This window comes from Gemmatimonadaceae bacterium, assembly GCA_035633115.1.
GTDB lineage: Bacteria > Gemmatimonadota > Gemmatimonadetes > Gemmatimonadales > Gemmatimonadaceae > UBA4720.
The window spans coordinates 92,177-105,746 of record DASQFN010000079.1 but is presented as its reverse complement, the minus strand read 5'-3'; the positions used below and the strand labels follow the sequence as shown (position 1 = coordinate 105,746).

Genomic DNA, 13,570 nt, shown 5'->3' with positions numbered 1-13,570 from the left:
ACGTCTCATGATGGAGGACCGATGGCACCACGAATTATGGAATGGCTGCCCGCATTTTTCCGCCCGCAAGAGCCGAAGCTGCTTACAGTCGAAGTCAATGTCCCCTCTGATGCTAACAAGTTTTTGCTCGATGATCGTCGACTCATTTTTGACGCAAATGGAGTTAGTGAGACGTGGGTTGAGCCTGGCAGTTACGTCCTTTTTTGGGTGGTATACGGGGGAGATGGCCAGGAGTACAGTATTGAAATAACTACGCCGGAATCAGCAGTATGGAAATCAAAGGACTATTCCATTGTCGGGGATCACGACACGGGAGTGCATAATCCGGTGGTGATCAAATGACACAGCTCAAGATCGAATCACGCCTCTTTCTATTTGGACTCCTCCCGCTGTTTCTGTGCGCCACATCAGTCGCTGCGCAGCACCCTGACACACATGTGTCAGAAATCCTTCGGTCTCCTTCGGTGTTCAGTCCGAGCCTCGCCAGCGTTCTGCGAACTGCGGCTGCCACATTTGTCCTGCAAGGTGAGGCCGAGGACGAGTCGGCCGCCATTCAGTTATCGACCGCGATCAGTCGACTGCTCGTTTCAGCAACCTTGAAAGGTGAACCAGAAGAGGGCACGCCAAATACTGCACTTTCCGATCTGTCAGGAATTACGAAGGGCACAACAGGCTCACTTGCGCTTGCTGGCGTGCATTGGTTAGGAGAACGGACTATTCCGGGCGCGATTCCGGGCCGGATGCTTATCAATTATTGCCTTTCAGAAAAAAGAACCAGTCGTCCGCGAATTCCTGTCGATTACGATTGTGACAACGCGCGAACAGCAACAATGCCTGCTGACATGCGCGCTGAGGTTGATCGGCTGTTTGCGTTTGTCGGAACGCCGATCCTTTGGGGTGCAGAAATTAAAGCTGGCCAAAAAGACTTCGGCTATGTGGATGAGGTGGGGCTGACCGATACGCTTTCTGTGTGGCAATTCAGCGGAAAAGCGGCGGTAGGTCGGTTCACCCCCGTTGGATTCCTAAGCCTTGGAGTCGCCTATAAGCGAAGCTACAAGGAAGGAGAAGAAGCGAATGCGTGCAACACGATCCCCGGTTCTTCCACACTCAAGTGCGACGAGACGCACTTCGGAACACCTGCCCGCAAACAAGGCTTCGTCGGGTTACTAGAAGTACGTCGCGTCATCCGTGGGAGCATAGCCGCGAACCCTCGGGTCAGTTACAGTGCGTCCGACAACAAATGGGTTGGTCAAAGTCCGTTGTACTTCGTACCAAATGAAAAAGGAGGACTCATCGGCGGGTTGATTCCATCGTGGACGAAAAGCGACGGGTTTTCATTGGCGCTCTTCATTGGCACTGCTTTTAACATGTCGTTGGCGAAACCATAGCCTTTTCCTTCTAAGAGATGCGCGAATGCAGCGACTCGCTGATCGTTTGTATGTATCCCGGGTCCTATGCGTCACGTACGGCATTGGCCTAAAACTTTAGCCATGAGTGATGGAAATGACCACGTTGCCTGCGGTGATTCTTGTCGATACCGCTCGGTTCACGGACGCATATTCGGACATCGTCGCAGCCGTGGCCAGCGCCAGATCGTTTGTAACGCTGCCGATATACCTCGCTGGCGCCGCCGACCCCGGCCTCGACGAGGTTGTCGGCGTAGACGGAGTTCTGGGCGTTTTCCCCGGCGATGAACTTATACTGAGCATGTTACAAGGACTGGATCGCGTCGCGCAGCTGTGTCTTGGCTTGCTTGACGACTGGACCGTCGGTGGTGTCGCGCGGGGCGAGCCATACCCGTTTGTTTTCGAGGAGCCCGAAGGTGTTGCTGCACCTCCCGCCGTCTGCGCTGCTGTTAATATCTCGCTCACACCGGCTAACGACTCCGTAGCGCCGACATTGCCGACTGATTTGATCAACCATGCGACTCGCGTCGTCGCTCCACTCACCCTTCCGGTGGTTGCAGCGGGCAACCACCATGATCCAATGCTACCCTTCGAGACAGTGTCACCTTGGGCTGAGCCCGATTGGGTACTAGCTGTCGGAGCAACGACTGACCGGGCAGGCGAGATGGAGTGGCCTCGTTCGGCGCGAGGGTCGAGCAGGAACCGACACGTAGGTCCCGACATCTTGACGTGGGGACAGGACCGACTTTCGAGGGATGGATTCGGCACTAGCTTCGCTGCAGCACGAATGAGTGCGATGGCTATCCTGTGCCGCGGATGGCTCTTTCAGGTTGCTGCGAACATCGACCGGTTAGCTGGGCGCGACTTTGGAGTTCCGCTAGTGGGAGGGGCGGTTATCGATCGCGAGCTTACATCGGTGCCTAGTGCGCCCGCAGGCGCGTACAATGCGCTTCCTGTCCTTGCCGCAGACCCGAGAGCACTCGAACATTCCGAACTCGATGCAGTTTGCTCGGCTCTGAAAGGCTCAGACGCGATTCGAGTGTCACGTGTATTATTGTTGGCGGCAGCCGCCGCGACGTCGCCTCGTCCCGTTACGCCACTCTCGGCGCCCTCACTGACACCGGAACGATTGCAGCAGTTCCTCGATACTCTATCGGTACGTCGCCTACTCGAACTGGCATGGCCCCATGCATCTTCGGCTGCGAACGAAACACCGATCTTTCCACCAGGAAATGCCATCGTCCTGCAACGAATTATCGAAAATTCGGAGCCTGCGTGGGGATGGAACATTGACACCCAAACCCCATACATAAGGCCGCACGCGAGCTTACCGACATGACCGAACCAACGTCAGATAACGAACGCGCTAAAGAAGCTGCCACTGTCAAAGCGGAGGCCGATGCTGCAAAAGCGAAGGCCGACGCGCGCACCGCCGAAGCCGCTGCCCGGAAGGCCGAACAGGAACTCGCAGACCACGCCTCACCTGAAGCCCGCAGGCAGCGCGAAGCCGAGGCGAATCAGAAGGCAGACGAGGCAGAGAAGGACGCCGCAGCGGCACGTCGCGCACGACTTGCCGCACTTATCCCGGATGTTGCAACAGTAAAGGGCAGCACCCTCGAGGTGAAGGAGGGGCCGCAGTTGTGGAGTACGTTTCTGCTTGGCCGAGCGCTGGGTGATTGCGCGAAACAAGTCGCCGACAAGCTGAAAGAGCCATTGGGTGGTTCGTCTAGAATACTGGTTACTAACGAGTCTGATTTGGCGAGCGCTGACGCCGTGTATCGGGATGTGAAGACCGGGCTCAAAGACCTTGTCTCGGCGGCGGATAAGCTGTTGGGTGTCGTGAAGGAGGAAAGTGTTGAGATCGCAGGTGCCACCCCGGTGGATGCACTGGGGGCACTGGTTAGTGCGGTGCCAGCGGTGCTATCTCTCTTCTCCGCCCACCGTACAGTTAGCACAACGGCTGTGACGGCATCTGACCTCGCTGCATCCGCAGCCATCGCAGGAATGTTGAAATCAGAAGTCAGCGGCGCCACAATCCTCCTCGACGATTTCCGCCTGGCAACGAACGGAGATATCTACAAGTTTGCCGCGGAGGCCAGTGGAAAACGGCAACAACTCATCGCGCGTAAGATCCGGCTGAGCGACGAAAGGCGTGAACTCGAAGCAAAGCTCGCCGCAACAAAACTCGAAGTCGAACGGCTCGAAAAACCGGCGGAGCCCGGAAATTCAGGAAAGCTTGAGGACGCGCAGAAAGAGGTTTATTCGGTCAAGGCCTCGCTAGCCGATCGCGACCTCCGCGCAGGCCTTATCGACTCAGTCGTCGCAGCAATCGACGCATTTACTACAGCAATACGGGCCGTCCCAAGCGGCGGGCACAGATCTCCGCTTGCCTCGGCCGCACTTCAGGAAGAACTGCACGGGGACGCTCCTCGATTTACTCACGTTTTACTCGTGAAGACTCAACCCGGTGTCGCCCAGCAGATGATCGAAAATCGGCCGCTGTGGCGCGGAGACAAATTTTCAACGATCGTCGACGCCAGCATTACGTACATTCTCATCCAAACCTCAGACTCTCGCGTTTGCGCCGCCAGCACTGAAACGTCGATCTGGTCAGCGCGCGGAAAAATCGGTGGCCCGCCCAAAATCGCCCCGGTCAAGGCCTAGTCTAGATCAACGAAATTTCCTGAATCCTGGAGTCAATCTCTACCTCGAAGTAGCGCACGGAAAAGTAAACCGCGACGGTGGAAATCTGGCTCTTTGGCCAATCTAAAGGTGCAGTATTGAGGACGTGTTTTCGATGAATCGATCCGTATGGTGCGCGACGAGATGGAACCGGATCACTCATCGCGCCAATATCCGACGCCCGCCAGCCACTCGATCTTGGATTATTAGAGACGGCGGCAACCCAGACGCCACGGAACTCGCGGACGACCGGCGGCGGTCGATGCGCCGGCGTAATCAGAGCTGGACGGGGAGCACAGCCGGCCAACCACGCGGCAGCCAGGGCTGACACCATCCTGGACGAGGTCATGATGTTGTCGACTCCTGCTGCGGAGAGATTAGAGGTCGTCTACCGCCTCAAGCTAAACTGGTGACCAAACATTCAAAATGCGGGTGCAGGCAACCCGGGATCCGTGGTCGAGGGCCCGCACTTCATAACGATTCGATACAGATCCGGGGCCGCTCGTCTTCATAACGTGAGTGGCGATCGCGTGGTCAACGAGCTCGCGAGGGTCCCGTGATCCACAATAATGACCCAACGATCACGAGTACCATTATCACCACTGGCCCGATATAGAGCGGCGAATTCGCTCGGTAAATCCCCATCGCATTCGGACCTTCGGCGAGCACGACGATGAACATCGCCGCGATGAACGGGAAACAGTCGTCGTGCTTTCGGCCCAGGTGAAGTAAGAGCAGAACGGCAATCCCGCCGGCGACGAGCGCGCCGCCTAATTCCGAAGTCTCGACGGTGCCGTCACCGAGGGGAATTCATCGTCCAGCTCGTAATCATCCAAGGGTGGTCCAGATCACTCATCCGATTTTCCAAGAATTGTATCGACGTTCAATCCTGAATAAGCATCGGATAAGTAATCATTCATGCACTCTCACCGTGCGACTAGGTAAACGTGTACCCTTAGTCGGCGCGAAGGCGCTGAAGGTGCAGAGAGAAAGGGGGTGGTGAAACATTTTTGATGTGCGCATTGAGCCTCGCTGCTACTCTTATGCCGAAAACGCGGTGAGCTGCTTGGAACCTTGTTCGCTCTGAGCTTCCTGCTTGCCAGACAACGCGAACCTTGACACTACCGTTCCTGACATGGGGCGGCGAACTGCTGTAGGGTCAATTCCAGCTCGCATGGCCGCGATCACTCCTACGGCTTCCCAGTAATTCTCCACTCGCAGAAACTGACCCTTCTTCCACGGGAGCATTGAAAGATCGTTTCTCATTAGGTTGCGGTTCTCGCTCACCGCAATTACGGGAATCCCTTGCTCCAGGGCAGCAAGGGTGGGCAACCCTAAGCAGCCATCGGGGATCACGAGGCAGGAGACATCCGATGCCGTGAAAATGCCCGGTTGATTCATTGCGTGGAGGTCCGTCACGATGCGGGGGCTTCGCTGCAACCCCTTTAGAGTGCATTGGAGAAACGTCGCCGATACAGCCTCTGCAGCCATGCGGGGGTCAACAATTCCGGGATCCATATTAGCGACCTCCCGAGACTCGAACATTGGCGAATGTGCGGTGGGAACGTTGTACATACTGGAGAGCGCATGTGTCAGCATAGCCTCCACCCCACCCCAAGGATTGACCATCGCGCCCGCAGCATCAAAGTATCCTTGGTGGAAGTCATGTGGGACGTCGATGACCGACGAAAGTGCTACTGCATCGTAGTGGCCGACTCGAGCGTCGAGTAATTCACACAATCCCTCCAAGTCTTCAGCCCGCCCTGCGGATCGCCCCGACGGCGCGAATCTGGCGCGCAATTTTACCGTCGGTTCCAAACATACGACCTCCGTGCATGAGAGACCATAAGCCGCCCGTGCACCGCTCACGGAGTTCACAGAAGCGTTTGTGAAAAGTTCGTCGCGATGGGCATCGATCACGACGAGTACGCGGTTGGAACGGACCGGCTGAAGGCCGACGGTTCCCATTAAAAGTCGACTGAGTACGCTGCCCTCAACGTAAAGTGCGTTCTGAGGCATCTCGTTGAGGTCGGAGGCATTTACAACGTTCGGGTGGAGCACCAACGTTTCGGCTACTTCGGCGATCATTCGCGCTACTGGTCCCGCATCCCCGGCGTGTCCGCCGATCTCCGCACCGATTCCCGTAGGGACAATGAGTACGACATTGAAACCGTCAGTACGCTCAATCGACCGGCGGCGAAAATCGAAGATAGAGTCAATCGAACGCCGCCTCTGCTCAGACAAATCAGTGACTACACCAAGCTCACACCGGTGCGCCGACGAATTAGTCGATGTAACAACGGCGTGTCCCGCGCGAGTAGCATTCATGTTGCCGGTGGATGCAAACGTACTCGTCGTCGGATCGAAAACTTCCGCGCTCGCCAGGCTGTTTTCACCACCAGCAAAACCGCCCGCAACCAAAACCTTACCGTCAGGCAACAGCGTTGCTGTGTGAGCCGCTCGCTGTGTGGTCATATTGCGAACTGCGTCAATAACGCCAGCGTCTCGAGTACTGCTGTTTCCACCATGCTCTCCGGTTGTGGCAATGCCATTGCTCTTACAGCCTGGCGCGAGAGAGCTGACTGTTAACATCAAGGCGAGAAGCGGCATTGTACGATTCCTGTTTTTCATTCGCTCACCCTCAACTTTAGACGCAGTTGGCTACTCCTTTCTTCATCGACGCGATAGACACTGGAGGAAGGCCGTCCTCTCACGATATTCGATGCCGCCCGAGACAGGCGGGTTTACAGATCACTACGTTCATCGCGATTAAGCTGCCCTAACGCTAAAGCTCAGCCGCCGGGGCCGCCTCCAGCGACTTTGAATCTTGGGAAACCGAAATGGCGGCCCCGGTCGGCTGCAGCGATTTGTTAGGCCGCGTTCGCGTAAGAACGCCAATTAGCGGCGCGCAAGATTGCGCAATCGAATGGAGGTAGCGATCAACCATGCGAGGAGCACCGAGATAAAGAATCGATTTGCCAGTCCGTAGGGCGCTCCTTCGAGGACGAGGAGCGTGAGTAATTGAAGGACGAAAGCGAGTGCGATCAAAAGCAACAGGACAACTGAAGTGCGTCGGTAGGAACGCCAGCGGAAGTCACTCCCAAAGCCCGCCGTCAGCAGCACGATTGCAAGGACGATGCTCCCCACATTCACGAAAAAACTGAGATCGTGCAGTTCGCCCGACCGGGTCGATGGCGTGCCTGGCAGATCCATAGGATAGATCGCCGACACAATTAGCCCAATGGATGCAACTGCCAGAAGCACAACGCCCAGTCGCGCGACGATGGAAGTCGGGCCATTGAGCGCAAGCCCGACGAGCAGGGCGGCACAACCTAAGCTCAGTCCGACGAAGACGCTCTGCATTACCCAACCGAAAGTACCGACAGCATATTCGCTGATCATATGGCTAGTCGGTGCAAGATCGGGGCGAAGCACATGCATCAGCAGCAGAGCGAGAGCGGCGTACGCGAGGCAACCAATTGCTGCGGTGCCGAAAAACGTGGCTGATGGTTCAGTTGAAGCTGGGATGCTTGGTGTCGACATACTCTTCCCCAGGTACATGGGACCTCCGGACGAATTCCGCGCGGCCTAACGCCTTAAGCTAAGATGCAAGCGATTAACAATTGCGAGCGAAGCGAGCAACACTAGATCGTTTGTCAGCTTCAGCGAGTGTTAGCCGAGCGTCCTTGAACAATTTCGCGCAATTCCTCCACGTCTCGCGGCGGTGTCGTAGCGTGTAACATCGCGTGGCAATTCGGACAAACTGGTATGAGATCTTTGACCGGGTCCACACGATAGTCTTTACGTCTCATCGCTAAAGGGCGTCTATGATGGACGTGAATGAACCCGACCCCTATCTCGCCGTAGAACGTGCCGAAGTCAATGTCGCACACTGTGCACTTTCGTCCGTGATGTCCCACGCACGCAAGCCTCGCCTTTGCGCTTCGTTCATATGCGTTGACGACGACGCGCGTCTTCGCGCCCTCAGGATACTTCACCCCCTGCGGGAGTACATCTGAATCGATCATTTCAGGTCTAAGCCGCTGTCGACGAGCGGCGGGCGGTACCGCCTCGAGTCTGCGACGTGCTTCGGCTTGTTCGGCTGTCGAGAACAAGATCTTGAACTCTGAGTTCACAACAAGGTGCTCAAGCGAAAGGTCGGTTCGTTGTGCGTCTATCAACGCCTGAAAGCCTTTGCTAACCGTGTTGTTTGGCTGAGGCTGAAGCAATCTCCTCGCAGTTGCTAGCCCTCCTTTTCTACGCACTTCGCGTAAGAAATAACGACCCCAGTACCCCGCCTGCTCGCCCGCGCGGCGGTACATACTCTCCATGGCCTGTGTAAGGTCGTCTTCAAGTGACATATGTTCGTCCGGCTAACGCCTTCAGCTTCAGCGTGTGTTAGACGGCGGGAGTCGCGCTCTTGAGCTCTATAAAACGGAGAAACCGGCGGCCCAGCTCGGTCACTACTATTTTTGGACCGCCACCAGAATTGTCCGTAACGATCACATTTGAGGACGCAACGCCGGGGAAGTCATCTAGGCCAGCGCTGAAGCGAGCCAGCATTCTCGCCTGCAGGTCGTTACAAAACAACCGAAACTCTTCACGTTCGCATTCATCGGTTATCTCGCGCAGAAAAAGACCATAGAGTTCCTCATAGCTATCGACAGCTTCCAACTTATCCGCGCTTCGCAGGAGAAAACGAAGAACCGCTAAATGTGTCAACGTCAGTTCATCAACGAATCTGACAAACAGGAGTTGGAGATCGGCTGGTATATCAACACCTCGGGCACTATTGTCGACGGCGTTCGCGAGAAGCCTCACCTTGGCTGTACGATTGGTTCGAAGGGCAATTTGAGTCGCCGATATTATCAAGCTCGCGAAATCTTCGTCCTCGAGCAGGTTACGGAATCGACTCTCATCCTGTTCGCTAAGCTTCCGTAATCTCTCGGACACCTCCCGCATCCACTCATCTGCCCGCCGGTCGTAGGGTGTGCGTACAAGAATTGAAAACAGTTCGGCACCGATGCCGCCGGCAATTGGTACGGACGAGATAGCTCCGCGAACTAAAGCAAGCGCGTAATCGGCCCGTGTCTTGGCCGGGACGCTAAGTTCGGTCTTATTATCCGTCATTTCCTGAAATCAAAATCCGTCTAACGTTACGTTAACCTGATGCCCATGGGGCCGTCGTCCTACCTTAGTAGTCCCACTGAACAAAGCTGAAGCTCGCACGACTGAGCGCCGTATTTGACAATGACAGTGCCGCGCGGAGCCAACCCTCCTGATCATCCTTGACTCGGTCTTTGTACTTGGGCGATTGTCTCTTCGCCTCGAGGAACACGCACTCAACGCCTCGCCACGCGAACACGTCCCAACACCCAGCGAATCGTGACCCAGAGGTACTCGCGATGCGCTCGAGAAGCGCCGCAGCTTTCTGATCAAGAATCGGCCGAGTCACTTGGTCTCGGCGCGGCACGTCGCGCCACTCCGTCAAGTACTTCCACACTTCACCCCGCCCGCTGTACGTGTTTACCCAGCGCCCTTCCCAGCCGCGTTCCTCCAGAAGCCTGAGGATCGCCAGTTCTGCGAACAGGTGCTCACCCCGTAACTCGACCATCGCCGCACTCTTCTTCCCGAAGTCGTCAACGAACGGTTCGCCGCGCCACATAGGGAACTGCACAAACACGCTCGGAACGGAACTGATGCGCTCGCCGCTCGCGTCCGTAAACGGGCGGCTCAGTTCCACGGCGAAATCGTCTCTTACGATGTACCGAGAGAGCGACGGGTACCACGGTGCTTCTCGAACAGTCATTTTGTTTGAAACCTCAGAAACCAGAACTGCGTGTCCGGCTAACGCCTCAAGCTAAGCTGCGGGCGAATCAGATAATATGCGAGCGAAGCGAGCATTCCCTAAATCGCCCGTCAGCTTCAGCGAGTGTTAGGTGGCGACGCGTCAATGAATACACCCGAGCCATGTCCGACCAAAACGTTCGTCTGCCATCTGCACTAGTTGCTCGTTGCATCCGGGGGCGAGGTAAAGCCCATTGCGGCTATCCATCAAACCTCGCCTAGCTTCCTCTTGCAGCTCAGGATCGGTGAGGTTGCGTGTGAAGAAATTGTAGCGCAACCTTGCCCACATCTCAAAGGACAGTTGGTATTCTCCCTCTTCGTCGTCGTGGATCGTCTTGTCCGAGATACCGAGGCGACCTAAGAGTGCAATTGCGCAGGTGTGCGCGACAAGATCGGCCACCTGAATGCCCGGGACCCGACGCGAATCGCATTCGGGAGTTAGATCGATATCGTCAGGTAGACCGCTCTCACGCCTCCACTTGTCGAATTCGTGTTTGGACTGAAAGAGGCCCTGATCGAGATAAACCGCGACGGGACGCGAGATGACATTCTCATTCAAAATGTGATTGAGACCTGTCAACGTATGTAAGCCGAATCTGGATCGGTCACCGTAAGGGGCGATGGTGATGCCTATCGTGGCTGCACCCGCAATGCGATACAGCAACCGCCGGAGTTCGATCCAACGCGTGTCAGCTGCATGGGGATGGCTGCTTTTGTATTCGTCCTGCCCCGGCACGAAACCAAATGCCGTAAGAGCTTGATTTACTTTCTCGCTGGGGTCGCCATCGAAAACGACGAATGCGCCAAGCGAAAACTCTCCTTGAGCGTGATGACTATCATCGAAGAATAGGTGCGTCACTGATACGTGGGATCGCCACCTAACGTTCGGTTGCGCTGTGGCCGTTCAAATATAGAATGCGGCGCCGCAGGCGCCGCTACCCAAGCCCGGCCATCAGCACCAACCATCTTTAGGCAGCGCTCTCGCCTACGCCGAGATGCTTGGGGCAGAGGCGCCCGACAGCATACGCCTCGAGGAGCGCGCGCGTGCGGGCGTCCGAGATCTCGATGAACGAGAACTCATACCCGCTCCGAAGTCGCGATCCCTTGCCTTTCAGATACTGGATCGTGAAGGAAGATGAGCCATGCAGATGGTTCTTCAGGCGCTGGCGAAGACCACGTTTGCCGCGCAACGTACGACCCACGTGTAGCACCGCACCCCTTGGAGAGAAGATGATGTAGACACCGTGCTTGTCCGGCGCTTGGATGCGTTCGCGCCGCCTGGGAAAGGCAAATCGCGACGCTCCGCGAAGGGACTGGAACAGCTTACGAATTTTAGGTGGCTCGAATGGCATGGAGTCTGCCTAACTATTAAATGGACTGCTGACCTAGACTGCGGAGCCGTGGCGAAAACTGCAAGCGTCGGATGCCTTGCAATTGCCTGCAAACTCGCCGTGACCGGCCGAACTCCACATCAGGAAATGCTTTACCGCAAGCGCATCAAGGCGGAGAGAAAATGAAATTGCTGCAAAATCCTTGCAGCCTACTAATGCGTGTCGTTTTTGGAGAGCGGAGCATCTTTCAGCAGAATCCAGTGTCTCGGCATCGAGCCACGAACTGTGCCGAAGGGAGCAGCGAGTTCTAAAGCCGATCGGCCGGGCTTTGCACTCCCATCGCGCCCTTATTCAGAACATGGGTGTAGATCATGGTGGTCTGAAGGCTCGAATGCCCGAGCAACTCCTGAATCGTTCGAATGTCGCAGCCGCTCTCCAGGAGATGGGTCGCGAACGAATGACGCAGTGCATGACAGGTTACGCGCTTCCGGATTCCACTCGACCGAGCGGCTGAAGTCACGGCGCGCTGCACAGCGGTCTCGTGCAAGTGATGCCGGCGGCGGTGACCCGCCTCTCGCTCGACGTAGGTCCGCGACGCGGGGAACACCCATTGCCACCCCAGCTCTCGCTCGGCATTCGGCAGCTTTCGACCCAACGCACTGGGGAGAGCGGCGCCTCTCACACCTGATGCGCGATCCCTCGCCGCGAGGCGCGTCACTCGGTCGACCTGAGCGGCGAAAGCGCGCTTTGCCGCTGAAGGGAACGGCACGCGTCGATCCTTATCGCCTTTTCCGGAACGCACGATGATCTCGCCTCGCTCGAGATCGACATCCTTCACCCGGAGCGACACGCATTCACCAAGCCGCAGGCCGCTTCCGTACATCAATATTGCGCAGAGCCTCGAAACACCACGCATGTGCGCCAGCAGGTGGCGAACTTCGCCAACCGAAAGCACCACTGGCAACCTGCGCCCCCGCTTAGCCGGAGCTATGCCGTCAAGATGCTGCAAATTGCGCTTCAGAACGTGACGATAGAAGAACAGGAGCGCATGGAGCGCCTGGTTCTGGGTCGATGAACTTACTCGACCTTCGACAGCCAGACTCGTCAGGAACGCAGCAATCTCCGCCTCACCCATCTGGATCGGATGACGCCGGCCATGGAACAGTACAAATCGCCGCAACCAGTCGCAGTACGCCTGCTCCGTACGCGGGCTGTAATGCAGGGTGCTCAATCGATGCCGGAGTTGCTCCAGAATCCCATACCTCTTCGAGGGGTCCGTTCGGCGGCCGAGCTGGCGCTCCGGAACCCGCACAATCGAATCGGGCATCCCTTAGCCTCGCCGGACCGCGGCGTTTCAGGCGAATCAAAAACCACACGGTGGTTCCACTCCAACGCACACCCTATACATTAGAAAGCAATGACAGGGGTGCGTCGCCTCGCCGACAAGCGGTGCGCGAACGCTGAGAAAGTCCCTCATAACCTGATCCGGTTAGTACCGGCGTAGGGAGTCAACAATGGAAGCACGCACGCAGATGCATTACGCGCGTCGGGGCGAGATCACCGACGCAATGCGCTTCGTCGCCGAGCGCGAAGAGATTCCCAGGGCGGACGACGTGTCCGAGCGCCTCGAGCTGATCGTGCAGCCCTGCCAGTAGAGCGTCGCTTCCATCGCAATAGTCACCGGCCCGGTGAGAACCGCGAGGAAATCGCCCAAAGTTTCAAGCGAGACGGGCATCCGCCGCACCTCGCCAACGACACCACCTGTGCAGTCCAGCGCACACACGGTGACATAGCGCTTATGCAAATCCAGCCGACGAAAGTCATCCCAGCCTCCCGAGAGTGATTCGGTGAAGCTGTGCCTCTCTCTCACTCGCCGCGACTCACCGCGGCATGAATGACTTTCAACTTCATATAGTCGTGTTAGCCCGCACGCGGGCGGGGTCGAGTTCCCTCGCCGAAGGAGCAAAAGTTGGAAAGCGTTCTAAGAAAGATTCACAATCAGAGATTGCTTCTTGAGCTTCGTCGAGACAGGGCCGCCCCGATCGCGGCTCAGGTGGTAATATCCCCGGGGTTTCCTTCGCTTTGGCATGAACCAGCGAATTACGCCGCTGAACTATTCGCCGCGTGCAGATCAGCAGCGGATCTTGAGGATCGAGATCCACTCCGTCGCACAGCAACGCGCCTATCAGAACGCCGAAATTGTGCTCCGGGTCTTTAACATCGAAAGAGGTAGCCGCATTCAGATCGGGAACACACCGCACTTTGATCTGATACGTCCGTCCCTGTCCGTCAGCTGCGTCATAC

General features: G+C 56.8%; 12 protein-coding genes and 1 riboswitch. Of the genes, 5 read left to right on the top strand and 7 right to left on the bottom strand.

Translation table 11 applies throughout. The features are described 5' to 3' along the window. Positions 1-21: 21 nt before the first annotated feature. The 4 genes from VES88_10095 to VES88_10080 all read left to right on the top strand — a co-directional run bounded on the left by VES88_10095 (position 22) and on the right by VES88_10080 (position 4,070). Positions 22-342, top strand: a complete 321-nt coding sequence (locus tag VES88_10095; GenBank protein HYN81840.1) for a hypothetical protein — start codon at positions 22-24, stop codon at positions 340-342. After that, complete coding sequence (locus VES88_10090) at positions 339-1,388, top strand: hypothetical protein (GenBank protein HYN81839.1); 1,050 nt, start codon at positions 339-341, stop codon at positions 1,386-1,388. Before VES88_10095 ends, VES88_10090 begins: the two co-directional genes overlap by 4 nt. 115 nt (positions 1,389-1,503) lie before the next feature. Then, on the top strand, positions 1,504-2,745 hold the full coding sequence (locus VES88_10085) for a S8 family serine peptidase (GenBank protein ID HYN81838.1): 1,242 nt from the start codon (positions 1,504-1,506) through the stop codon (positions 2,743-2,745). Then, entirely contained in the window at positions 2,742-4,070 is a 1,329-nt protein-coding gene (locus VES88_10080) for a hypothetical protein (GenBank protein HYN81837.1), read from the top strand. Before VES88_10085 ends, VES88_10080 begins: the two co-directional genes overlap by 4 nt. Positions 4,071-5,129: 1,059 nt before the next feature. Here the strand turns inward: VES88_10080 and VES88_10075 are convergent. The 7 genes from VES88_10075 to VES88_10045 form a co-directional block, all read right to left on the bottom strand. Next, the gene (locus VES88_10075) at positions 5,130-6,719 is read right to left on the bottom strand and encodes a DUF3326 domain-containing protein (protein ID HYN81836.1); all 1,590 of its coding nucleotides are present in this window, start codon (positions 6,717-6,719) and stop codon (positions 5,130-5,132) included. 267 nt (positions 6,720-6,986) lie between these two features. Beyond that, positions 6,987-7,649, bottom strand: a complete 663-nt coding sequence (locus VES88_10070) for a DUF998 domain-containing protein (protein HYN81835.1) — start codon at positions 7,647-7,649, stop codon at positions 6,987-6,989. Between the two features lie 837 nt (positions 7,650-8,486). After that, on the bottom strand, positions 8,487-9,218 hold the full coding sequence (locus VES88_10065; GenBank protein HYN81834.1) for a hypothetical protein: 732 nt from the start codon (positions 9,216-9,218) through the stop codon (positions 8,487-8,489). Positions 9,219-9,282: 64 nt separating this feature from the next. Beyond that, positions 9,283-9,897 carry a hypothetical protein gene (locus VES88_10060; protein ID HYN81833.1) on the bottom strand — a complete coding sequence of 205 codons (615 nt, stop codon included), beginning with the start codon at positions 9,895-9,897 and terminating at the stop codon, positions 9,283-9,285. A gap of 141 nt (positions 9,898-10,038) precedes the next feature. Then, positions 10,039-10,794 carry a DUF3800 domain-containing protein gene (locus tag VES88_10055; GenBank protein ID HYN81832.1) on the bottom strand — a complete coding sequence of 252 codons (756 nt, stop codon included), beginning with the start codon at positions 10,792-10,794 and terminating at the stop codon, positions 10,039-10,041. A gap of 109 nt (positions 10,795-10,903) precedes the next feature. Then, positions 10,904-11,287 (bottom strand): GIY-YIG nuclease family protein, encoded by a 384-nt coding sequence (locus tag VES88_10050; GenBank protein ID HYN81831.1) that lies wholly within the window; start codon positions 11,285-11,287, stop codon positions 10,904-10,906. Between the two features lie 286 nt (positions 11,288-11,573). Continuing rightward, positions 11,574-12,593 (bottom strand): integron integrase, encoded by a 1,020-nt coding sequence (locus VES88_10045; protein HYN81830.1) that lies wholly within the window; start codon positions 12,591-12,593, stop codon positions 11,574-11,576. An 85-nt stretch (positions 12,594-12,678) separates the two neighbouring features. Then, positions 12,679-12,790: riboswitch (TPP riboswitch) on the top strand. Here VES88_10045 and VES88_10040 point away from each other — a divergent pair. After that, positions 12,781-12,921 carry a hypothetical protein gene (locus VES88_10040; GenBank protein ID HYN81829.1) on the top strand — a complete coding sequence of 47 codons (141 nt, stop codon included), beginning with the start codon at positions 12,781-12,783 and terminating at the stop codon, positions 12,919-12,921. It overlaps the preceding riboswitch by 10 nt. Positions 12,922-13,570 lie beyond the last annotated feature (649 nt).